25 protein-coding genes and 1 pseudogene are annotated in these 21,129 nt (G+C 52.3%); 12 read left to right on the plus strand and 14 right to left on the minus strand.

Annotation, left to right across the window (positions count from 1 at the left end; translation table 11 throughout):
- Positions 1-9 precede the first annotated feature (9 nt).
- The gene (locus tag GA0061070_RS17725; RefSeq protein WP_090137343.1) at positions 10-837 is read right to left on the minus strand and encodes an N-acetylmuramoyl-L-alanine amidase; all 828 of its coding nucleotides are present in this window, start codon (positions 835-837) and stop codon (positions 10-12) included.
- On the minus strand, positions 834-1,157 hold the full coding sequence (locus tag GA0061070_RS17730) for a heavy metal-binding domain-containing protein (RefSeq protein WP_043954077.1): 324 nt from the start codon (positions 1,155-1,157) through the stop codon (positions 834-836). The genes GA0061070_RS17725 and GA0061070_RS17730 overlap by 4 nt, the downstream gene beginning before the upstream one ends.
- A gap of 100 nt (positions 1,158-1,257) precedes the next feature.
- On the opposite strand from GA0061070_RS17730, the gene GA0061070_RS17735 reads away from it, so the two are divergent.
- The 7 genes from GA0061070_RS17735 (at position 1,258) to GA0061070_RS26025 (ending at position 6,461) form a co-directional block, all read left to right on the plus strand.
- Complete coding sequence (locus GA0061070_RS17735; protein ID WP_090137344.1) at positions 1,258-1,773, plus strand: lipoprotein; 516 nt, start codon at positions 1,258-1,260, stop codon at positions 1,771-1,773.
- A 209-nt stretch (positions 1,774-1,982) separates the two neighbouring features.
- On the plus strand, positions 1,983-2,711 hold the full coding sequence (gene artP, locus GA0061070_RS17740) for an arginine ABC transporter ATP-binding protein ArtP (protein ID WP_007374101.1): 729 nt from the start codon (positions 1,983-1,985) through the stop codon (positions 2,709-2,711).
- A 19-nt stretch (positions 2,712-2,730) separates the two neighbouring features.
- Positions 2,731-3,462 (plus strand): arginine ABC transporter substrate-binding protein ArtI, encoded by a 732-nt coding sequence (gene artI / locus GA0061070_RS17745; RefSeq protein ID WP_090137345.1) that lies wholly within the window; start codon positions 2,731-2,733, stop codon positions 3,460-3,462.
- 6 nt (positions 3,463-3,468) lie between these two features.
- Positions 3,469-4,185, plus strand: a complete 717-nt coding sequence (gene artQ / locus GA0061070_RS17750; RefSeq protein ID WP_090137346.1) for an arginine ABC transporter permease ArtQ — start codon at positions 3,469-3,471, stop codon at positions 4,183-4,185.
- On the plus strand, positions 4,185-4,853 hold the full coding sequence (gene artM / locus GA0061070_RS17755) for an arginine ABC transporter permease ArtM (RefSeq protein ID WP_090137347.1): 669 nt from the start codon (positions 4,185-4,187) through the stop codon (positions 4,851-4,853). The genes artQ and artM overlap by 1 nt, the downstream gene beginning before the upstream one ends.
- A gap of 170 nt (positions 4,854-5,023) precedes the next feature.
- On the plus strand, positions 5,024-5,758 hold the full coding sequence (gene artJ / locus GA0061070_RS17760; RefSeq protein WP_007374097.1) for an arginine ABC transporter substrate-binding protein ArtJ: 735 nt from the start codon (positions 5,024-5,026) through the stop codon (positions 5,756-5,758).
- Positions 5,759-6,005: 247 nt separating this feature from the next.
- Positions 6,006-6,461, plus strand: a complete 456-nt coding sequence (locus tag GA0061070_RS26025; protein ID WP_425256062.1) for a transposase domain-containing protein — start codon at positions 6,006-6,008, stop codon at positions 6,459-6,461.
- A gap of 68 nt (positions 6,462-6,529) precedes the next feature.
- Here GA0061070_RS26025 and rlmC read toward each other — a convergent pair whose 3' ends face one another.
- From rlmC to nfsA, 9 genes are all read right to left on the minus strand, one after another.
- Positions 6,530-7,657, minus strand: a complete 1,128-nt coding sequence (gene rlmC, locus GA0061070_RS17770) for a 23S rRNA (uracil(747)-C(5))-methyltransferase RlmC (RefSeq protein WP_090137348.1) — start codon at positions 7,655-7,657, stop codon at positions 6,530-6,532.
- A gap of 41 nt (positions 7,658-7,698) precedes the next feature.
- Positions 7,699-8,118 carry a YbjO family protein gene (locus GA0061070_RS17775; protein ID WP_090137363.1) on the minus strand — a complete coding sequence of 140 codons (420 nt, stop codon included), beginning with the start codon at positions 8,116-8,118 and terminating at the stop codon, positions 7,699-7,701.
- A gap of 116 nt (positions 8,119-8,234) precedes the next feature.
- Positions 8,235-9,089 (minus strand): putrescine ABC transporter permease PotI, encoded by an 855-nt coding sequence (gene potI / locus GA0061070_RS17780; protein WP_090137349.1) that lies wholly within the window; start codon positions 9,087-9,089, stop codon positions 8,235-8,237.
- Positions 9,086-10,039, minus strand: coding sequence for a putrescine ABC transporter permease PotH (potH, locus tag GA0061070_RS17785; protein WP_090137350.1), 954 nt, complete (start codon positions 10,037-10,039; stop codon positions 9,086-9,088). Before potH ends, potI begins: the two co-directional genes overlap by 4 nt.
- Before the next feature lie 9 nt (positions 10,040-10,048).
- Positions 10,049-11,182, minus strand: coding sequence for a putrescine ABC transporter ATP-binding subunit PotG (gene potG / locus GA0061070_RS17790; protein WP_156525221.1), 1,134 nt, complete (start codon positions 11,180-11,182; stop codon positions 10,049-10,051).
- Positions 11,183-11,322: 140 nt separating this feature from the next.
- Complete coding sequence (gene potF, locus GA0061070_RS17795) at positions 11,323-12,435, minus strand: spermidine/putrescine ABC transporter substrate-binding protein PotF (RefSeq protein ID WP_090137352.1); 1,113 nt, start codon at positions 12,433-12,435, stop codon at positions 11,323-11,325.
- Between the two features lie 621 nt (positions 12,436-13,056).
- A complete protein-coding gene (locus GA0061070_RS17800) occupies positions 13,057-13,542 on the minus strand; it encodes a type III secretion system chaperone family protein (protein ID WP_090137353.1) in 486 nt (161 codons plus the stop codon).
- Positions 13,543-13,625: 83 nt separating this feature from the next.
- On the minus strand, positions 13,626-14,528 hold the full coding sequence (rimK, locus tag GA0061070_RS17805) for a 30S ribosomal protein S6--L-glutamate ligase (RefSeq protein ID WP_090137354.1): 903 nt from the start codon (positions 14,526-14,528) through the stop codon (positions 13,626-13,628).
- 73 nt (positions 14,529-14,601) lie between these two features.
- Positions 14,602-15,324 carry an oxygen-insensitive NADPH nitroreductase gene (gene nfsA / locus GA0061070_RS17810; protein ID WP_090137355.1) on the minus strand — a complete coding sequence of 241 codons (723 nt, stop codon included), beginning with the start codon at positions 15,322-15,324 and terminating at the stop codon, positions 14,602-14,604.
- Positions 15,325-15,502: 178 nt separating this feature from the next.
- Between nfsA and GA0061070_RS17815 the strand changes: the two genes are divergently transcribed.
- Positions 15,503-15,766: a GrxA family glutaredoxin gene (locus GA0061070_RS17815; RefSeq protein WP_007374085.1), complete on the plus strand. Its 264-nt coding sequence runs from the start codon at positions 15,503-15,505 to the stop codon at positions 15,764-15,766.
- 33 nt (positions 15,767-15,799) lie between these two features.
- Here the strand turns inward: GA0061070_RS17815 and ybjM are convergent, their stop codons facing one another.
- Positions 15,800-16,159, minus strand: a complete 360-nt coding sequence (ybjM, locus tag GA0061070_RS17820; protein ID WP_090137356.1) for an inner membrane protein YbjM — start codon at positions 16,157-16,159, stop codon at positions 15,800-15,802.
- A gap of 274 nt (positions 16,160-16,433) precedes the next feature.
- Between ybjM and GA0061070_RS17825 the strand changes: the two genes are divergently transcribed.
- The 3 genes from GA0061070_RS17825 (at position 16,434) to GA0061070_RS17835 (ending at position 19,811) form a co-directional block, all read left to right on the plus strand.
- Positions 16,434-18,119 (plus strand): aspartate:alanine antiporter, encoded by a 1,686-nt coding sequence (locus tag GA0061070_RS17825; protein WP_090137357.1) that lies wholly within the window; start codon positions 16,434-16,436, stop codon positions 18,117-18,119.
- Between the two features lie 434 nt (positions 18,120-18,553).
- Positions 18,554-19,363 carry a YPO3983 family protein gene (locus tag GA0061070_RS17830; RefSeq protein WP_425256063.1) on the plus strand — a complete coding sequence of 270 codons (810 nt, stop codon included), beginning with the start codon at positions 18,554-18,556 and terminating at the stop codon, positions 19,361-19,363.
- Positions 19,347-19,811: a DUF943 family protein gene (locus tag GA0061070_RS17835; RefSeq protein ID WP_090137359.1), complete on the plus strand. Its 465-nt coding sequence runs from the start codon at positions 19,347-19,349 to the stop codon at positions 19,809-19,811. The genes GA0061070_RS17830 and GA0061070_RS17835 overlap by 17 nt, the downstream gene beginning before the upstream one ends.
- A gap of 284 nt (positions 19,812-20,095) precedes the next feature.
- Here the strand turns inward: GA0061070_RS17835 and GA0061070_RS17840 are convergent, their stop codons facing one another.
- The gene (locus GA0061070_RS17840) at positions 20,096-20,638 is read right to left on the minus strand and encodes a TetR/AcrR family transcriptional regulator (RefSeq protein WP_090137360.1); all 543 of its coding nucleotides are present in this window, start codon (positions 20,636-20,638) and stop codon (positions 20,096-20,098) included.
- 80 nt (positions 20,639-20,718) lie between these two features.
- On the opposite strand from GA0061070_RS17840, the pseudogene GA0061070_RS25585 reads away from it, so the two are divergent.
- Positions 20,719-20,817 (plus strand): annotated as a pseudogene (locus tag GA0061070_RS25585) (hypothetical protein); the annotation flags it as partial.
- A 17-nt stretch (positions 20,818-20,834) separates the two neighbouring features.
- Here GA0061070_RS25585 and GA0061070_RS17845 read toward each other — a convergent pair.
- The coding region (locus tag GA0061070_RS17845) for an integrase core domain-containing protein (RefSeq protein WP_139109788.1) at positions 20,835-21,129 on the minus strand (295 nt) is incomplete at its 5' end.

The following is a 21,129-nucleotide window of genomic DNA, read 5'->3' on the forward strand; positions in this document are numbered from 1 at the left end:
CAGCGGCTGTCACCCCTGGCCATATTTTTCCAGTAATGCCTCGGCAATCGCCTGGCTTTCGGCATCCGCTACGCCGTTCCATAACCCCGGACGAAAATGCATTTGAAACGCCTCGATCACCCGTTTCTGCTGCGCAGGCGTCATTTCTGGTTTCACTTCGTAACCGTAACGCGCCAGCAAATCAAGCAGCGACGCCGTTTCAACTGGTTGATGGGGAGAACGACCATTCAGGTAAAACGCCACCCTTGCTGCATCCGGCCAGGCGCCAATCCCTTGAGCAGCCAACGCCTGCCACGGGAATAACGGGCCGGGATCGTCTTTACGCTGCGGCGCGATATCGGCATGCGCCACAACGTTTTGCGGCGCGATGTTGTAGCGCGCGATAATATCTTTTACCAGCGGAATCAATGCACTAATTTGCGCAGGGGCAAAAGGCGCGAAAGTTTTCCCGCCCGTGCTCTGTTGCCAGCCGCGGTTTTCTAACTCAATGCCAATGGAGGTATCGTTGATACGCGTCGCGCCGCGCCAGAAACTCACGCCCGCATGCCAGGCGAGATCCTGCTCCGGAACCAGTTGCCAGATTCGCGGTTTACCGTGATACAGCGGCGGCCTGGCAGGAACCAGATAATGGGCGCTCACCTGCTTGTCGGTGAGCGTCGCCAGCGAGACATCAAAATCATCCGCCGTGTAATGAATCACCAGCACCTTGATACGCGGGTAAGCTGCTTGCGCCTGACGCCGCGTATCCAGTTGGTAGCCAGGTTTATCAATAATTCCTTTTTCACTCGCACATCCAGCCAGAAGCAGCGCCAGCAATGCTAATACATACTTTTTCATCGGCGCGTTTTAACCGCCGTACCGCTGACGCTCACCATTAGCATGCTGCTGTCTTTGCCGACGGTTTCATAATCGATATCAATACCGACCACCGCATCTGCACCGAGCTGCTGCGCCTGTTCACCCAGTTCACGAAAGGCTATTTCCCGCGCTTTACGCAGCTCTTTCTCATAGGCGCCAGAACGTCCGCCGACGATATCGCGGATACCGGCAAAAAAATCGCGGAAAATATTAGCGCCCAGAATCGCTTCGCCCGTCACAACGCCGCAATATTCGATAATCGGCTGCCCTTCGAGAGTCGGCGTGGTTGAAAATTGCATAAAGTTCTCCTTTTAAGTGCGCACGTTACGAGACACATTATCAGATCAATACACTATTCTTGAAAGGTCGTGTCTTCTGAAGAGAAATAAGGAAATCAACATGCGCTATTCAGTTTTGACTCTTGTAATGCCGTGCGCGCTGCTGCTGAGCGCCTGTACCACCGTGACCCCGGCCTATAAAGATATCGGCGTCCATAGCGGGCAGTGTGTGGAAGGCGGTCCTGACAGTGTTGCACAACAATTTTATGACTACCGCATTGCCCATCCGGGCAGCAACCTGACCGCATTGCGCCCATACCTGAGCGACGATCTGGCGAAAATGCTGAATAACGCCAGCCGCGATCCGCAAACCGCTTCGCTGCTAAAAACCGATCCCTTCTCCAGCCGCAGCGTTGCAGCCGATCATGCCGATGTCGCCAGCGCTTCCACCATTCCCAATAGCGATGCACGGAATATTCCGCTGCGCGTAACGTTAAGTCAGGGAAACCAGCGCTGGCAGGATGAAGTACTGATGATCCGTGAAGGACAGTGCTGGACGGTGGACGATGTCCGCTATCTGGACGGCTCGGTACATGCGCCCGCAGGGACGCTGCGCCAGTCAGTGGAACATCGCTAACGGTTATCACAACATGTGCTAACCCCCCGTAAATTGTCTGGCATTCCCTGGGGAATGCCGACATTTATGCCTGGTTACCTCACCGTCCGGTATTTTGTGCTAACTTCATCGCATAACTTGGTTTATTTTTAAGTTTTAACGCACAAATATTGCATAACTATTCTGTCAACGTTACTATTTGCGGCCTCAATTGCTATCAGACTGCTTCGATGAGTATTAAATTAAACAGCATCAATTGCTTTTATGGCGCACACCAGGCGCTTTTCGACATCACACTGGATTGCCCACAGGGTGAAACTCTGGTGCTGCTCGGCCCAAGTGGTGCGGGTAAAAGTTCGCTGTTGCGCGTACTCAACCTGCTCGAAATGCCGCGTTCCGGCCAGTTAAGCATTGCAGGCAACCATTTTGATTTTGCCAAAACCCCGTCAGATAAAGCGATTCGCGAATTGCGCCAGAACGTGGGTATGGTGTTCCAGCAATATAATCTTTGGCCGCATCTGACCGTGCAACAAAACCTGATTGAAGCGCCGTGCCGCGTGCTCGGTTTAAGCAAAGATCAGGCTCTGGCTCGCGCTGAGAAGCTGCTGGAGCGTTTACGTCTTAAACCTTATAGCGATCGCTACCCGCTGCACCTGTCCGGCGGACAACAGCAGCGTGTTGCCATCGCCCGCGCGCTGATGATGGAGCCGCAGGTTCTGCTGTTTGATGAACCCACCGCCGCACTCGATCCGGAAATCACCGCGCAAATTGTCAGCATTATTCGTGAACTGTCGGAAACCGGCATTACGCAGGTCATCGTGACCCACGAAGTGGAAGTGGCGCGCAAAACCGCCAGCCGCGTGGTGTATATGGAAAACGGTCACATTGTTGAGCAAGGGGATGCAAGCTGCTTTGCCGCGCCGCAGACCGATGCGTTTAAATACTACCTATCTCACTGAAGACTCGGGAATAAAGACAATGAAAAAAGTATTGATTGCCGCACTACTTGCCAGCATCAGCCTTAGCGCTACAGCAGCCCAGACCATTCGTTTTGCGACGGAAGCGAGCTACCCTCCGTTTGAATCCACCGATGCTAACAACAAGATCGTCGGCTTTGATGTGGATCTGGCGAATGCGCTGTGTAAAGAGATCGATGCAACCTGTACCTTTACCAACCAGGCCTTTGACAGCTTGATCCCGAGCCTGAAATTCCGCCGCTTCGACGCGGTGATGGCCGGTATGGATATCACGCCAGAGCGTGAAAAACAGGTTCTGTTTAGCACACCGTACTACGATAACTCTGCGCTGTTCATCGGCCAGCAGGGTAAATTCACCAGTATCGATCAGCTGAAAGGCAAACGTGTTGGCGTGCAGAACGGCACCACCCACCAGAAATTTATTAACGATAAACACCCAGAAATCACTACCGTGCCGTACGACAGCTACCAGAATGCGCGTCTGGATCTGCAAAACGGTCGTATTGATGCCGTCTTTGGTGACACCGCAGTGGTAACCGAATGGCTGAAAGCTGATACCAAACTGGCTGCGGTAGGCGATAAAGTGACGGACAAAGATTACTTCGGTACTGGTCTGGGTATCGCCGTGCGCCAGGGCAACACTGAATTGCAGCAGAAATTCAACGCTGCGCTGGAAAAAGTGAAGAAAGATGGGACTTACCAGACCATCTACAGCAAATGGTTCCAGAAGTAATCCTTAATGAACGAAATGTTTCCATTAGCAAGCGCCGCCGGGATGACCGTCGGCCTTGCCGTTTGTGCGCTGCTCATCGGCCTGGTGCTGGCGATGATCTTTGCCGTGTGGGAGTCCGTTAAGTGGCGTCCCATTGCATGGATCGGTACCGCTCTGGTCACGCTGTTGCGCGGTCTGCCGGAAATCCTCGTGGTGCTGTTTATCTATTTCGGCGCTTCGCAACTGCTGCTGACGCTCTCTGATGGTTTCACCATCAATCTGGGCGTGGTGCAGATCCCGGTGCAGGTACAGATTGAAAACTTCGATGTCAGCCCGTTCCTGTGTGGCGTGATCGCCCTCTCCCTGCTCTACTCTGCTTACGCTTCGCAAACCCTGCGCGGTGCGTTAAAAGCGGTGCCGGACGGTCAGCGCGAATCCGGCCAGGCGCTCGGTCTGTCGAAAGGGGCGATCTTCTTCCGTCTGGTGATGCCGCAAATGTGGCGTCATGCGCTACCGGGTCTGGGTAACCAGTGGCTGGTGCTGTTGAAAGATACCGCACTGGTATCGCTGATAAGCGTTAACGATCTGATGCTGCAAACCAAAAGCATTGCTACCCGTACCCAGGAGCCCTTCACCTGGTACATTGTGGCGGCAGCGATTTACCTGGTGATCACCCTGCTCAGCCAGTGGATCCTCAAGCGCATTGACCTGCGTGCGACGCGCTTTGAACGGAGGCCGGGATAATGCTTGCCTATTTACCAGAGCTGTTTAAAGGTCTGCATACCAGCCTGACGCTAACCATCGCGTCACTGATTGTGGCGCTGATTTTGTCACTGCTGTTTACCGTCGTACTGACGCTGAAAACGCCGGTGTTGACGCACATCGTACGTGGTTATATCACGCTGTTTACCGGTACGCCGCTGCTGGTACAGATCTTCCTGATTTACTACGGCCCCGGTCAGTTTCCGTCGTTGCAGAACTATCCATTTATCTGGCATCTGCTGTCGCAGCCGTGGCTGTGCGCGCTGCTGGCGCTGTCGCTGAACAGTGCGGCATACACCACACAGCTATTTTATGGTGCGATCCGCGCGATTCCACAGGGTCAATGGCAATCCTGTAGCGCGCTGGGAATGAGCAAGAAAGACACACTGGCGATCCTGCTGCCTTACGCCTTTAAACGCGCCCTTTCGTCCTATTCCAATGAAGTGGTGTTGGTGTTTAAAAGTACATCGCTTGCTTACACCATCACGCTGATGGAGGTGATGGGACACGGCCAGTTACTGTACGGCCGCACCTATGACGTAATGGTGTTTGGCGCTGCCGGCTTGATTTATCTGGTGGTGAACGGTCTGTTAACACTCATGATGCGTCTGATTGAGCGCAAAGCGTTGGCTTTCGAACGCCGCAACTAATTGCATAAATAATAATCAACGGCGAGATAATGCTTTCATTTCTCGCCTTTTTTATACCATCGAAAATATATTTAAGCATTTTTATTGCATACAAATTCAATTAGTGGCATCGTGGACGCCATGCTGAAGACACGGCAACAACAAGAAGATTGATCGACAGGAGTTCGAAAATGAAAAAACTGATGCTGGCCGCCGCCCTGATCGCGACTTTCGCTGCGAGCGCCTCTGCTGCTGATAAAATCAATTTCGGCGTTTCCGCCACCTACCCGCCGTTTGAATCGCTGGACGCCAACAATAAAATCGTCGGTTTTGATATCGACCTGGCAAATGCGCTGTGCAAACAGATGCAGGCAGACTGCACCTTCACCAACCACGCGTTTGACAGCCTGATCCCATCACTGAAATTCAGAAAATATGATGCGGTGATCTCCGGTATGGATATCACGCCAGAGCGCGCCAAACAGGTCTCTTTCACCGATCCGTACTACGCAAACTCCGCCGTGGTGATTGCAAAAAAAGACGCGTTTAAATCGTTCGACGATTTGAAAGGAAAACGCATCGGTATGGAAAACGGCACCACACATCAGAAATATTTGCAGGATAAGCACCCGGAAGTAAAAACCGTGGCTTATGACAGCTACCAGAACGCGATTATCGACCTGAAAAATGGCCGTATCGACGGTGTGTTTGGTGATACCGCCGTGGTTAATGAGTGGCTGAAAACTAACCCGCAGCTTGGCGTTGCAACACCGAAAGTGACCGATCCGCAATATTTCGGCACCGGTCTCGGCATTGCTGTTCGCCCGGAAAACAAGGCACTGCTCGAAAAACTGAATACTGCCCTGAAAGCGATCAAAGCTGACGGTACGTACCAGAAAATCAGCAACCAGTGGTTCCCACAGTAAGTTCTGCCTTGCCCGGTAGCGTTGCACTTACCCGATCAACGGACTTCTAATCAGTACTTCGGGTAACCCGAAGTTAATTTAGACACGAATGTGTTATTCCTGATTCAGGCGGACTGAGGACAGCACACCATGAGCGCACAACCCCATAAACCCCGCCTTATCTCTAATGCCGATCAGCTAAGGATCGGTTGAACGACCCAGCGGCTGTGTAAGAATCCGTAATCTCACAGGGATTACGGATTTTTTTATGTTACTTAGCCAGGCGCTCGACACCGTCCACAAATTTACCCCGCATGAATTCGCGGCACTCGCAGATCTGTTCTCTCCCGAACTGATTGATGAATGTCTGGCAGATACCGGTGTCGTCACGCTCCGTAAGCGCCGCCGTTCAGGGTTTACGCAGCCCGAATTGCAGAAGATAAAAAGCAATATTGAAAAATATGGAGGAACGCCTGGAGAGACCATAAATCACCTCGCCAGGCGATTTGTTACCCTGGCGGGAGTGGTGGCTGTGTGTGCCTTTATCCTACTGCTACTTATCGTCTTCAGCTCACCTGATAGAGCAGTTGCATGGGGGTTGGCGATGATCTTTGCGGTTGCCATTATGTCCTTCGCACAGCCGCCGGTAATTTCCTATAAATCATGGCGTTACCGCAAGGGTGACTATTTCAAACGGATATTGCCTGGGAGCGGAGTCTCTTAACATGGCGGTCAGCCCATTTTTTATACTGGCCTTATGAGATCAAAGTCCGAAGCCGCTTACGCGGCTTTTTACTGCTTAACCAACAGCGTCAATACCTCGTAATGCGCGGTATGCGGAAACATATCAAACAGTTGCACGCGTTCGATGCGGTAGCCCGGAAGCTGGCGAATGTCTCTCGCCATCGATTGTGCATTACAGCTTGAATAGACGATAAAAGGCGGCGCCATACGGCTTAAGTAATCACATAATTCCGCCCCGATGCCGCGTCGCGGTGGGTTAACCAGCACCAGATCCGGCACATCTTGTTGCGCAGTAGCGAACTGCGTGGAATCGAGCGCCTGAAAATGCAGATTGTGCAGCCCCAGCACCTGCGCCGACTGCGTTGCGCAGGCGATCGCTTCCGGGGCGATCTCGATGCCGGTCAACCGCATTTCAGGTGTAGCGCAGTGCAGACCAAAACCACCGACGCCGCAGAACAGATCCCACATATGTGCAACCGGTAAAGCGCGCACCCAGTCACGGGCAGTGGCGTACAGCGCGCTGGCGACGACCGGGTTGGTCTGGAAGAAGCTTTGCGGGCGGATCCACAACGGCACACCATTGAAATTTTCCGCCAGCGCCTGCTGTTCGGTGAGGAAAATTTCCGTCTCCCCTTCCATGATTGCCATATGTACTGGCTGGATATTTACCGAAATGACCTTTAGCTGCGGTAATTGCGCCTGCAACCACGGCAGCGCAGCGCGCAGTTGCGCCAACTTAGTTTCAGAACGCAGTACAAAACGCAGCATCATGCTGCCATCCTGCTGGCTTTCGGTCAGCAGCAGGTATTTCAGTTCGCCGCGCTTACGCGCCACGTTGTAAGGCGTTAACCCCGCGCGAGCAATAAAGGGTTTAAGCACAGCAAAAACCGGGACAAAAGCGTCGGGATAGAGCGGGCAATCTGTGAGATCCTCCGGCGTGCCGTCGCGATGCAGCATACCGAGCAACGGTTTCTCTACGCTGCCGCTGACCACCATTTTGGCTTTATTGCGAAACCCCTGTTCCGGGCCGCTCACCGGCGTGCGCCACTCTGTTACCGGCAACCCCGCCAGCAGGTGATGGAGGTCATCCATTTTAGCGGTAAGCTGGGTGGCAAGCGGTTGTTCGATCCACTGACAAGAGCGACAGCGACCAGCGTCGTAGAGAGCGCACTGCATAATAAAGCCTTTCGTTTTGCGGGGCCGGGATTGTACCACCGTTATTGCAGGCGGAAAAAGCGTCGGCTGGGCGTGGGGATAAACAGCAGGAACAGCACCAGCATATCGGGCAGTTTTTGCAGCATCAGCGAACGGAAAATCTCCCGGCGCGACCCACCGGCAATACTGAACAGCTCCGGATAACCATAACCGAGCGAGGCGGCCCACAAATAGCCAGTGGCAGTAAGCTGCGTCAGGAGATAGAGCCAGCGCGCCCAGTTGCGTCCTTTCACCACCGAAAACGCGCAGAGGATCTCGATAAATACCAGCAACAGACTGCCGAGAAAAATCAGCGTCAGCGCCCAGGTCTGTGCGCTGCGCTGGACAAAATCGATAATACCGCGCCCGCCCAGTACATTGAGCACCATCAGCACATCGACACAGCGAATGGTGATGATGGCAATAGCCGCCACCTGCACCATCGCGGGTGCATTCAGTTTCGCGTGATGGGTGGTTTTCTTAAAGAAGCCCAATCCTGTGATTTCCTTGTGAAAAAATGCCGCGACAAGCGCGGCATCAGCGACACAATTTCCCGATTTTAATGAGAATAATCTTGTCTTGCACGCTGGATATCACGAATCCGCTGCTTTTCCGTGCGCGCCATCAGATACCAGGCGATTAAACCAACAATCCCGACCACGCCAAGGATCAGCGTCGCCAGCGCGTTGATTTCCGGGTTTACCCCCATACGTACGCTGGAGAAGACCAGCATTGGCAGTGTCGTCGCGCCCGGCCCGGAGACAAAGCTGGCAATCACCAGATCATCCAGCGACAGCGTAAAGGCCAGTAGCCAGCCGGAAATCACCGCGGGCATGATCATCGGCAGCGTAATGACAAAGAAGACTTTCAGCGGCGTGGCGCCCAGGTCCATCGCCGCCTCTTCAATTGAGCGATCGAGTTCACGCAGGCGTGAGGAGATCACCACCGCCACATAAGCAGTACAAAACGTGACGTGCGCCAGCCAGATGGTTAACATCCCGCGATCCGAAGGCCAGCCAATCGCATGCCCGAGCGCCACAAACAGCAGCAGCAGCGACAGACCGGTAATCACATCCGGCATTACCAGCGGCGCGGTGATCATAAAAGCGAAACCGTTGGAGCCACGGAAACGGCCAAAGCGCACCATCACAACAGCGGCTATGGTGCCGAGGATCGCCGCCATCGTTGCGGCACAGGCGGCAATGGTCAGGCTTAAGCCCACCGCGCTCATCATCGCATCATCGTGGAACAGTTCACCGTACCAGCGCGTTGACCAGCCCGCCCATACCGTTACCAGCTTTGAACTGTTGAACGAGTAGATAACCAGCATCAGCATCGGCGCATACAGGAATGAGAATCCAAGCACCAGGATCAGGATGCGCCACGGCGATCGCACTACCGGTAAGTTGTTCATGCGTGATCCCCCGCCTGTTTCTGCTGATGTTTGTGGAACCACATGATCGGTACAATCAATAACAACAGCATGATCACCGCTACCGCAGAGGCCACCGGCCAGTCGCGGTTATTAAAGAACTCCTGCCACAGCACGCGCCCAATCATGATACTGTCCGGGCCGCCAAGCAGTTCCGGGATCACAAACTCACCTACCGCCGGAATAAACACCAGCATCGACCCGGCGATAATCCCGCCCCTGGTCAGCGGCACAATCACGCTGAAGAAAGTTTTCAGCGGCCGCGCGCCGAGATCCAGCGAAGCTTCCACCAGCGAATAGTCGATACGCGTCAACGCGGTATAAATCGGCAGCACCATAAACGGCAGGTAGGCGTAAACGATGCCAATATAGACCGCCAGGTTGGTGTGCAGAATATTCAGCGGCTGATCGATAACGCCCAGCCACATCAGAACGTTATTTAGCACGCCATTGCTCTTCAAAATGCCCATCCACGCATACACGCGGATCAGGAACGACGTCCACGACGGCAGGATCACCAGCAACAGTAGTATATTGCGCGTTGATGGCTTACTGTGCGCCACCGCCCAGGCCAGCGGATAGCCAAGCAGCAGACAGCACAGCGTGGAGATCGCCGCCACTTCCAGCGATTGCAGATACGCCTCGATATAGAGCGGATCGTCGGTCAGTTGCAGGAAGTTGCCGATATTCAGCGTGACCGTAAGATGGCTGTCGGCCCACTCAATCAGATCGGTATACGGCGGGATCTGGCGCGCCATTTCCGCAAGGCTGATTTTGAAGACAATCAAAAACGGCAGCAGAAACAGCAAAATAAGCCAGATATAGGGCAGTGCAATCACCAGCTTGCGCCCGTGGCGCATCTGCATACTCGCCAACCACAGTGTTAAACCGCCCGCTTTTTCAACGCGGGCCGGCGGCTCCAGTGTACTCATCACCGCTCCTTAAACCGTCAGAACCACACAACTATCGGCATCCCAACAGAGACGAACTTCGTCGCCCCAGGTGGGTGCGCCTTTACGGTAGCGATGCGCGTTTTGCAACTGGGCGCTGATCATCTGCCCGCTTTGTACACGCACGTGATAAATAGAAAGGTCGCCAAGGTAAGCAATATGCACCACTTCGCCGACGGCAAAGTTGTAGCCATCAGCTGGCGGCTCGTCGCAGAGCATGATTTTTTCCGGCCGCAGCGCCACGTACACCGGCACGTTGTCCACCACCGAAGCATCCGGATCGACCTTCAGCGGATGCACCAGCCCCGGAGACTCGATCACCAGACCATCATCCTGACGTTCTTTCAGCAACCCTTCGAAAACATTGACCGAGCCGATAAATTCAGCGCTATAACGGGTGGTCGGATGCTCATAAATCTCTTCCGGCTCGCCAATCTGCACGAATTTACCGCGATTCATGATGGCGATACGGCCAGCCATGGTCATCGCCTCTTCCTGATCGTGCGTCACCATCACGCAGGTCACGCCAACGCGCTCGAGGATATCCACCACTTCCAGTTGCATACGGTCACGCAGTTTTTTATCCAGCGCGCCCATCGGTTCATCCAGCAGCAGCAATTTCGGACGTTTCGCCAGGCTGCGCGCCAGCGCCACACGCTGACGTTGCCCGCCGGAAAGCTGATGCGGCTTACGTTTGGCGAACTCGCTCATATGTACCAGATTGAGCATCTCCGCCACGCGGCTGGCAATTTCCGCTTTTGGCAACTTGTCTTGTTTCAGGCCGAACGCGATGTTCTGTTCAACCGTCATATGCGGGAACAGGGCATAAGACTGAAACATCATATTGATGGGGCGCAGATACGGCGGCACGTGCGCCAGATCGACGCCGTCGAGCATAATTTGCCCCTGCGTTGGCTGCTCAAAACCGGCCAGCATACGTAGCAAGGTCGATTTGCCGCAGCCGGACGCACCGAGTAGAGCAAAAATTTCGCCTTTGTAGATAGTGAGACTGACATCATCAACGGCATGCTGGCCGTCAAACGATTTGGTCAGATTGCGGATTTCAAGCAGCGGCGTCAGATCCTTGCGGCTCTTCGCCTGCGGGCGGGGAATAGCGTCGTTCAATCCAGTGCTCTCCGGCATAAACATCATCCTGTTTCAACAGGTTGACTTACAAATAGCTGAACAGAGGCGCAGTACCTCTGTCCAGCTTTGGGGCAATTGCACTATATTAGTGCACTCAAATCACCGATCAGGTAATTGATTTACTTGCCGCTTTTAACTTTAGTCCATGCGCGGGTTCTTACGCGGTCAATCTTCGGATCCTGGACTTTCAGCGTAAACAGCTTGGCGAAGACATCCGGCGGCGGGAAGATCGCCGGGTTGTTACGCACTTCTGCGCTGATCAGTGGAACAGAGGCTTTGTTGCCGTTCGCGTAGAACACGTGATCGCTGATATGGGCAATCACATCCGGGCGCATCAGATAGTTAAGGAACTGGTAAGCTTCATCTTTATTTTTTGCATCGGCAGGCATCGCGAAGACGTCAAAGAACGCCAGCGCGCCTTCCTTCGGAATGGTGTAGGTCACGTTGACGCCGTTTTTCGCTTCTTTCGCGCGGTTAGCGGCCTGCCATACGTCCCCTGCCCAGCCAATCGCCACGCAGATGTCGCCGTTAGCCAGATCGTTGATGTATTGTGAAGAGTGGAAATAGCGGATATTCGGACGCAGCTTCAGCAGCAAATCCGTTGCCGGACCGGTGTAATCATCCGCTTTGGTGCTGTTCGGATCTTTACCGAGGTAGTTCAACACGGTGGCAAAAATTTCTTCCGGCGCATCAAGGAAAGAGACGCCGCAGCTTTTCAGTTTTTCCAGATTTTCCGGCTTCAGTACCAGATCCCAACTGTTCACCGGCGCGTCTTTGCCCAGTACGGCTTTAACTTTATCGACGTTATAACCAATACCGGTGGTCGCCCACAGGTACGGCATGGCGTACTTGTTGTCCGGATCATGCTTAGCGACCATCTTCAGCACATCTGGATCGAGGTTTTTCCAGTTTGGCAGCTTGCTCTTATCCAGCGGCTGGAATACTCCGGCAGCCAGTTGACGTTCAAGGAAACTTGCCGATGGCACCACAAGGTCAAAGCCGGTGCTGCCCGCCATCAGTTTGCCTTCCAGCACTTCGTTGGAATCAAACACGTCATAAACGACTTTAATACCGGTTTCTTTTTCGAAATTTGCGACGGTGTCCGGCGCAATATAATCAGACCAGTTGTATACATGCAGCGTCTTTTGCTCGGCTGCGAGCGTGCTGGCAGAGACAGCCATCAACGCACCCGCGACAAGACCTGATACCCATTTTTTGCTCAAGGCGGTCATATCTCATTCCTTCTGGAAAAGCCAGTTAACATACGAACCAAATGTACGCGTTTTAAGGTATGCAAGAATCATGCATATTTTGCCATTCTGCACAGACTCGGAGGAGAAAACGCTTCCGGCAGACACCGCATGCTATTGTATACCCTAAATAATTCGAGTTGCAGGAAGGCGGCGACGCAGCGACAAATTCGTCGGGAACGAATTTGCCCAACCGAAGGTTGGCCTCCGGTGAGAGACAGGATGTCTCTCAGTAATCCCCGGGAGCTTACATAAGTCCGTGACCGGGGTGAGCGACAAATCTGCCGGGAACAGATTTGAACGCTGTAAGCAGCGGCCCCGAAGGGGTAAGGCTCAGGGATGAGCCGAATAAAAAAGCCAATGCACATGCAACTTGAAGTATGACGGGTATAAACAGCGCAAGAATAACTGTAGCCAGGGTTTGAGGCTATAGGTCAGATTAAAAAACGCCGTTTATCAATTTTTTATGCAGGATATGTCTATGGGATAAGCCTTCACCGCCGGAATTGCGGTGAATAGTTCTTTAAAGAAAGGTTAAAAGCGAAATAAAAATATTTATTTTGCAGCCGCACTGGCAGCGACTGCATGAATTGCGGCGAAGAGTCAGTGGAGAAAATGGCGCGTTGCGTCACCCACGACGACCTCTTCTTCCCCTTCTGTCGCAAGAAACAGTATCTGATGTGCGTTGGCTTCCATAATCACCATGGAAATCTGCTCCTCACTCTGGCGCATAAACCAGGCGAACTGCTCGAAGGTCACACCCGGCCCAACGCATAAGGACTGGCACACTACCAGCTTCGGCAGATTATCATCCTGAATATCGAGAAACGCTTTTACGGTCAACGAACTGGCGTTAATGGCAGAGAGATCCGCTGACAGCGCCAGCAGCGCCGAAGGTTTAACTTCCGCCATTGCCGTAAACAGCATGATGTCATTAACCAGGTCGAGTTTCGCATCGAACACACCATCAAAATTTTGCATATGCGGCAGGTGCAGCGCCTGACAGTTATCGCACTCAAAAAAAGTGATGCCCAGTTCGTCGAGCCAGTGACGAAGCGTGCCCAGACCAGGAACGACGAGTGAATCCATAACGTAATGCTCTCTTACAGAAAAATTGCCCATAGCTTACGCAAAAAGCACGCCAGGTACCATTAATAGCGCAGGAAAATGCCCTAGCCGCCTGTTTTCAGGCTAAATCCAGGCGTTGCCTGACGCTCAATCCACTCGATCATTCGCCCGGCGATATCAATACCGGTAGCCTTTTCGATACCTTCCAACCCCGGCGACGCGTTTACTTCCATCACCAGCGGCCCTCGATTCGCGCGCAGAATATCCACACCCGCAACATCCAGCCCCAGAGTATGCGCGGCAGCCAGCGCGATTTCGCGTTCGCGCGGCGTGATATTAGCGACGATCGCCTGCCCGCCCCGGTGCAGGTTAGAGCGAAAATCCCCCTCTTTCGCCCGGCGTTCAATGGACGCAACCACTTCATTGCCGACGACAAGACAGCGGACATCACACCCTTTGGCTTCGGCGATAAACTCTTGCACCAGGATATGTGCATTCAGACCGCGAAACGCATCAATCACGCTTTCTGCCGCCTGCCGGGTTTCCGCCAGCACCACGCCGATCCCCTGCGTGCCTTCCACCAGCTTTACCACCAGCGGCGCGCCGCCGACCATATCGATCAGATCACTTGTGTCATCCGGCGAATGCGCAATGCCGGTCACCGGTAAATCGATCCCCTGGCGCGCCAACAGTTGCAGCGAGCGCAGTTTATCTCTGGCGCGGGTAATGGCAACGGATTCATTGAGCGGATAGCTGCCCAGAATTTCAAACTGGCGCAGCGCAGCCGTACCGTAAAAGGTAATGGCGGAACCAATGCGTGGGATCACCGCATCAAAATGCGGGAGCTGACGACCTTTATAGTGAATGGACGATGCCGCAGGGCTGATATTCATGTAGCAGGAGAGAGGATCGAAAATTTCGACCAGATGGCCGCGCTGCGTAGCAGCTTCGCGCAGGCGTTTACATGAATAGAGCGTTCCATCCCGGGACAATATGGCAATTCTCACCCTGCACCTCGCTAAATAAGAGCCGTTAAAGCCCGCGTATCATACACGTAGAGAAGTGCAGGATGAACGGGAATTAGCGTGTTGCCCATCCCTGTTTATGCAAATAATCGAGAATAAAAGGACGATTCTCTTTAATCAATGTGCGACGGATATGATCGCTCCACGTATCGCGACGCGTATTGCTGCCACGCGTCAGATAGTAGTTGGCGATCTCTTCGTCATACTGCGTCAGTACCTCGCGATCCAGCGGCTGATAATGGTTTTCATGCACCAGCAGCGACGCCGGCATACGCGGTTTTAAACCCGGATCGTCCGCCGGCCAGCCAAGACACAGGCCAAACAACGGCAACACATGTTTTGGTACCTGTAACAGTTCACCTACCGCTTCAATATTGTTACGAATACCGCCGATATAAACACCGCCGAGGCCCAGAGATTCCGCCGCCGTAAAGGCGTTTTGCGCCATCAGCGCTGTATCCACCACACCCAGCAGCAGTTGTTCCGCAAGGCCGGGTTTCGCTTCCGGGCTGATCTCAAAGTTACGATGGAAATCCGCGCAGAACACCCAGAACTCAGCCGCCTGAGCGACATGCTGCTGCCCGCCGGTCAATGTCACCAGTTGCTCACGCATCGCCATATCGGTTATGCGAATGATCGAGCTGCATTGTAAAAAGCTGGAGCTGGAGGTCGCCTGCGCGCTGGCGATAATTGCCTCACGCTGTTCCTGTGTGACAGGTTGATCGGTAAAGTGGCGAATGGAACGATGGGCACACAGCAAGTCAATCGTTGGTGTCATGATCAATAATCCCCGTATAACCAAGACTCCCGAGTATAGGACAGAGACGGAGGATTGCAGTAAGCCGAAATTGTCCTGAAAGGTTGCAGAGATTAATGCAACAGGCAGAACCTTCTTTCCATCTGGCCAGGGGTTGTTCAAGATAGCGGCTATTAACCTTCAGGTTTAAGGAGAGAGTATGTTTGCTGTAATTTTTGGCCGCCCAGGCTGCCCGTACTGCGTACGCGCAAAAGAGCTGGCAGAAAAACTGACCGCTGAACGTGATGATTTCAACTATCGCTATGTCGATATTCATGCGGAAGGGATCACGAAAGCCGATCTGGAAAAAACAGTCGGTAAGCCGGTCGAAACCGTACCGCAGATTTTCCTCGACCAGCAACACATTGGCGGCTGCACAGATTTTGAAGCTTACGCCAAACAGCATTTCGGCCTGTTTGCATAGCGGCCCGACGACCGCCCTCATCTCCGGGGGCGTTCAGTGCCTGAACATTCTGCTTACAAACAGACACACCAGACCGCCTATCCCACACCAGAACACTGCGCTGAACAGCCAAGCCAGCTCTTGCCAGACCGATCGCGACGGCAGCAGGAACAGATGAATCAGAACATAACAGAACGGTAGCGCCAGTAGCGCCCCCAGCAGCGCATTAACCACTCTGCGACGGCGAGCAACAAGGCCGCTGGCAATCCCGGGCAATATAAAAAACAACAAACCTGTTTCAGGTTTACCCGAACGTGGCAAATCTCCTTCCATGCTAACGATCAAAGAAAGGCATACCGCAATAAAGGGTAGAAAACTACAAATAACACCGAGCCGACGTCGTCTGAGTTTCAAACAATCCTCCTGACTCTCTATCCCACACCAGTTCGTTCAAAAGAATGTCCGGACAGATAAAGGGGAACGGTAATCCATATCTGAAATGGCCTGGCCGTAAAGACGCGATTCTCACTAGCCGTTGTAATCTAATCCGATTAAACTATCGCCCTGTTTTTGTTTTGCGAAGAATGTCTGGTGCAATGCCGCTTTTTTATGCCAGCACACGGGCAAAACACTAGCCCAAATAACCATTTCTTTCAACAAGTTACAAGTAAACAAGAAGTTAGCCTCCGTGAATATAAACGTCGCAGATTTGTTAAACGGGAATTACATACTGTTATTGTTTGTCGTACTGGCACTCGGCCTGTGTCTTGGTAAATTACGTCTGGGTTCGGTACAACTCGGTAATTCCATTGGCGTTTTAGTCGTTTCGTTATTATTAGGCCAGCAACATTTCAGCATAAACACGGATGCATTAAATCTTGGCTTTATGCTGTTTATTTTTTGTGTGGGTGTTGAAGCTGGCCCCAACTTTTTTTCGATTTTTTTTCGCGACGGCAAAAATTATCTGATGCTCGCACTGGTATTAGTTGGTAGCGCGCTATTAATCGCCTTAGGTCTGGGAAAATTGTTCGGCTGGGATATTGGCCTCACCGCCGGGATGCTGGCAGGTTCAATGACCTCAACCCCCGTTCTGGTTGGCGCAGGCGATACGCTGCGCCATACGTCGATGGAGAACGGTCATCTTGCCAAAGCGCTGGATAACCTCAGCCTTGGCTACGCGTTAACCTACCTGATTGGTCTGGTCAGCCTGATTTTCGCCGCGCGTTATTTGCCGAAGCTGCAACACCAGGATCTGCAAACCAGCGCCCAACAGATCGCGCGCGAACGCGGCCTCGATACTGATGCCCATCGCAAAGTTTATCTGCCGGTGATCCGCGCTTACCGCGTCGGGCCGGAGCTGGTGGCCTGGGCAGACGGCAAAAATCTGCGCGAACTGGGGATCTATCGCCAGACCGGTTGTTATATTGAGCGTATTCGCCGCAACGGTATTCTCGCCAGCCCGGACGGTGACGCGGTGCTACAAATGGGCGATGAGATCTCGCTGGTCGGTTACCCGGACGCGCACGCACGCCTCGATCCCAGTTTCCGCAACGGTAAAGAGGTGTTCGATCGCGATCTGCTGGACATGCGCATCGTGACGGAAGAGGTGGTGGTGAAAAATCACAATGTCGTTGGCCGCCGTCTCGCGCAGTTAAAATTGACCGATCACGGTTGCTTCCTTAACCGCGTGATCCGTAGCCAGATTGAGATGCCGATCGACGACAATATCGTGCTCAATAAAGGCGACGTGCTGCAAATCAGCGGCGATGCCCGCCGGGTGAAAACCATTGCAGACCGTATCGGCTTTATCTCGATTCACAGCCAGGTTACCGATCTGCTCGCCTTCTGTGCCTTCTTTATTGTCGGCCTGATGATCGGCATGATCACCTTCCAGTTTAGCTCGTTCAGTTTCGGCGTTGGGAACGCCGCCGGTCTGCTGTTTGCCGGTATCATGCTTGGCTTCCTGCGTGCGAATCATCCGACGTTCGGCTATATCCCTCAGGGTGCGCTGATGATGGTGAAAGAATTTGGTCTGATGGTGTTTATGGCCGGTGTAGGCTTAAGCGCCGGTAGCGGCATTGGTCATGGCCTGGGCGCCATCGGCGGGCAGATGCTGATCGCCGGGTTGATCGTAAGTCTCGTTCCGGTGCTGATCTGTTTCCTGTTCGGCGCATATGTGCTGAAAATGAACCGCGCCCTGCTCTTTGGCGCAATGATGGGCGCACGTACCTGCGCACCCGCCATGGAGATCATCAGCGATACCGCGCGCAGCAATATCCCGGCACTGGGCTACGCCGGAACCTACGCGATCGCCAACGTGTTGTTAACCCTGGCGGGGACGCTGATTATCATCATCTGGCCGGGGCTCGGATAACTCCGAAGCTGAAAATATTTCTGTTATGCGCAGAACTTTTTTCTGGGGTATCAGTCATAACTAGTGCCACTGCTTTTCTTTGATGTCCCCATTTTGTGGAGCCCATCAACCCCGCCATTTTGGTTCAAGGTTGATGGGTTTTTTGTTGCCTGCCATTATTAATTCTATAAATCATTTGGTTACATAGCCCACGCGTAGCCTTTGGCGACAGAATGGCGGCAGCGATTTGTGCCGTTCACATAAAGGAAAATTTTTGTGTCATCACAAAGTCAATCCAGGTACTCTTCACTAGTTTTCTATCTCCCGGAAGATATCAAACAGACATTCATAAATGAATGCGCCGAGGTTGGTCTTGAAGCAAGGAGAGTACAATGCTTTTCGGCAAACCCCAGTGTTCGTGAATACCTCAGCATTCTTTATGAACGCGGTCAAAGATATGCACCACAGGTGCTAAAGGTTCTAAGTATGCTACAAAGGAAAACCAGCATAAGGATAAATCCCAGTACCGGCTGGACTATATTTCTGACCGGGTTGATCCCTGGACGCTTACCCGGCGTTCCTCAATGGATCGCCCTCAGTCCATGTTCTGCTGTAATCTGCGTGGCCAGGGTGAAAAGATTACCCGGCAGCAGTGTGCCGCAATGCTGTTTGATGAATTCCGCTCATTATCCCGTAAGTTTTCTCTTTATGGGCCATACCGCCACCTGATCGAAAAGATGATCACCCACATGCAGAACGGCAATGGTACACCCTTCCATGATGTGTCGCTGAACCAGGCGTTAAAAGAGCACATTCTCAGAGATAATTCGACAGAGAACAGTACCAGGCTTCTTTTAAAAGAGGCGTTTGACACCTATATAGATTGGGATAAAAAATATTACCCGACTAACCAAAAAAACGAACTACCAAAAGCCATCCTTGAAGGGCGACTACCTAAATTTGACAGATTCCAGGATAATTATAATGGTATGGGGATAATCATTCATGATACCTGGGCAACGCATATCACCATTAAATCACTGCATATTGAAAATGACCGATACCGGGCAGTGGTACATTACAAAGTACAGGATCACTTTGGTCTTGATAGTGAAGATATACTGAAAACAAAATTCAGCCAGTTACATTTCTTTCGTATCTGGTTTGTTCTCCAGAGGTACAATCAGTTTGGTTTTAAACCTTTTATGACCAATATGGAAGCCACCGTAGAAATCACTGGAGGGCGCAATGACAGTAAAAAATAAAAAAATCTTGATTCTGGTTTTCCTGGCTGGCTGTGTTCTGCTGGGTTACTGGCTTTGGCTATCACTGCGCCCGGCAGAGGTTGTTGCGGTTCATGACAACGGTAATCATAGCTATGTTTTAGTCAGGAGCTTCCCGCTGACAGATAAGGGGAAAATAAATTGGTGGCTAAAAAATAAAGATATACTCAAAAATAATTATGAAGTTCCCAAGCCTGATACTGATGGTTTTTTTACTGTTGTCTTTTGGAATTTTGGCGATAGTTATAAAGAAAAAGGTAAGTATGACAGACTTTGTTTCGAAGACATGAAATCACCAAGAAACTGTATAGATAAAGATAAAGTTTTTACTGTCCGTTTCGGTAGGAATATGGGACTCTCTTTTACTACTAATAATAAAATATATCGCATGAAAGAAAACGGACAGATCGTAAAAGACGAGTCCGATTAGGTTTGCCCCTCGCGTAGAGACAGCAATAAAATCATCCTCCCTGCCCCTGAGGAATCCCCAGTAATGGGCGGGCAAAAAAAGACAGGCATAGAATTTTGTGATTTTGCAAGGAAATCGCCACTGAATTGTTTTTCATCGCGCTATTTTGCTTTATTACCGGACGACAACTAATGTCGTTTTCCACCTGCGTCAGCCTGGCAAATGGTAACGACTCGCTTATCTATCCATGGCCGTGGAAAGATGGCAGCCGCCGTGCCTGCCGGTTACAGGATAACGCATACCGCTCAGAGCCCGGCGATCCGGCCAATCATTAGGCGGATCGCTTCGCGGCTCAGCGGCTGCCTGTCGGTCACAAAGTGTAGCGTCATCCCTTCGATAAAGGCATCCAGCGCACGCGCCGTGACCGGATCAAACCAGTGTTCAAGCGTCGTCTGGCTGGATCGCATCCAGTTTTGCATCACGCTTTTCAGCACGGGCTGGCGGCTCATAAAGGCGTAAAGCTGGTACATCAGTTCCATATTGCGCGCGGTAGTAACCTGCACGCCATAGATCAGATCCGTCACCGCATCGCAGGCCCGCGCCGGGCTGTCGACACCATCAAAAAAAGCAGCGTACTGCGCCGACATCTGCCCGGTAAAGCGGCTGAATGCCTCCTCAAGCAGCGCGTCAATGCCGGAGAAATAGTAGGTCATTGAGCCGAGCGGGACATCCGCACAACTGGCGATTTTGCGATGGGTTACCGCCTGGATGCCGTGTTCGGCGATGGTGTCCAGCGTCGCCTCAAGAATACGTTCGCGCCGCTGCGGGTCATTTGGTCGTCGTGCCATAGATCCTCTCTCTGATTTATGTACAAATGTACACTTACTTGCTAGTGTTGTCTCACCTTTTCATTTTCCGAAGAGAAGTTATGACCGTAACTGCCTCCCGCATAGCCCTGCGCAACCGTCTGTGGGCACTGTTTACTTTCTTTTTTCTGCCTGGATTATTGATGACCTCCTGGGCAACACTGTAAATAGACCCGTTTTAGTTCCATGCATTTTTTGAGATCCCGGCCAAATAATGGTGCTGTCGATACTCCTCCGGCGTCATATTGTTCAGTGATTCATGAGGGCGTTCACAGTTATATTCTGACACCCATCTTTCCGTGATTTCCCGCACTTCATTCAGCGTTCTGAACAGATAAAAATCGAGTATTTCTGTACGGTATGTTCGGTTAAAGCGCTCAATAAAAGCGTTCTGCGTCGGCTTACCCGGCTGGATAAACTCCAGTTTTACTGCATGTTGCTCTGCCCATTCAGCCAGTGCAAGTGAGATAAAT

Source organism: Kosakonia oryziphila (assembly GCF_900094795.1).
In the GTDB taxonomy this organism is placed as follows: Bacteria; Pseudomonadota; Gammaproteobacteria; order Enterobacterales; family Enterobacteriaceae; genus Kosakonia; species Kosakonia oryziphila.

Coding starts and splice junctions, on each gene's coding strand:
- artQ (WP_090137346.1), top strand. CDS start 3,469: ATGAACGAAATGTTTCCATTAGCAAGCGCCGCCGGGATGACCGTCGGC.
- GA0061070_RS17815 (WP_007374085.1), top strand. CDS start 15,503: ATGTTTGCTGTAATTTTTGGCCGCCCAGGCTGCCCGTACTGCGTACGC.
- potI (WP_090137349.1), bottom strand. CDS start 9,089: ATGAACAACTTACCGGTAGTGCGATCGCCGTGGCGCATCCTGATCCTG.
- GA0061070_RS17725 (WP_090137343.1), bottom strand. CDS start 837: ATGAAAAAGTATGTATTAGCATTGCTGGCGCTGCTTCTGGCTGGATGT.
- potF (WP_090137352.1), bottom strand. CDS start 12,435: ATGACCGCCTTGAGCAAAAAATGGGTATCAGGTCTTGTCGCGGGTGCG.
- artI (WP_090137345.1), top strand. CDS start 2,731: ATGAAAAAAGTATTGATTGCCGCACTACTTGCCAGCATCAGCCTTAGC.
- GA0061070_RS26025 (WP_425256062.1), top strand. CDS start 6,006: ATGTTACTTAGCCAGGCGCTCGACACCGTCCACAAATTTACCCCGCAT.
- artJ (WP_007374097.1), top strand. CDS start 5,024: ATGAAAAAACTGATGCTGGCCGCCGCCCTGATCGCGACTTTCGCTGCG.
- GA0061070_RS17775 (WP_090137363.1), bottom strand. CDS start 8,118: ATGGTGCAGGTGGCGGCTATTGCCATCATCACCATTCGCTGTGTCGAT.
- GA0061070_RS17735 (WP_090137344.1), top strand. CDS start 1,258: ATGCGCTATTCAGTTTTGACTCTTGTAATGCCGTGCGCGCTGCTGCTG.
- potH (WP_090137350.1), bottom strand. CDS start 10,039: ATGAGTACACTGGAGCCGCCGGCCCGCGTTGAAAAAGCGGGCGGTTTA.
- GA0061070_RS17840 (WP_090137360.1), bottom strand. CDS start 20,638: ATGGCACGACGACCAAATGACCCGCAGCGGCGCGAACGTATTCTTGAG.
- artP (WP_007374101.1), top strand. CDS start 1,983: ATGAGTATTAAATTAAACAGCATCAATTGCTTTTATGGCGCACACCAG.
- artM (WP_090137347.1), top strand. CDS start 4,185: ATGCTTGCCTATTTACCAGAGCTGTTTAAAGGTCTGCATACCAGCCTG.
- GA0061070_RS17835 (WP_090137359.1), top strand. CDS start 19,347: ATGACAGTAAAAAATAAAAAAATCTTGATTCTGGTTTTCCTGGCTGGC.
- rlmC (WP_090137348.1), bottom strand. CDS start 7,657: ATGCAGTGCGCTCTCTACGACGCTGGTCGCTGTCGCTCTTGTCAGTGG.
- nfsA (WP_090137355.1), bottom strand. CDS start 15,324: ATGACACCAACGATTGACTTGCTGTGTGCCCATCGTTCCATTCGCCAC.
- GA0061070_RS17730 (WP_043954077.1), bottom strand. CDS start 1,157: ATGCAATTTTCAACCACGCCGACTCTCGAAGGGCAGCCGATTATCGAA.
- GA0061070_RS17800 (WP_090137353.1), bottom strand. CDS start 13,542: ATGGATTCACTCGTCGTTCCTGGTCTGGGCACGCTTCGTCACTGGCTC.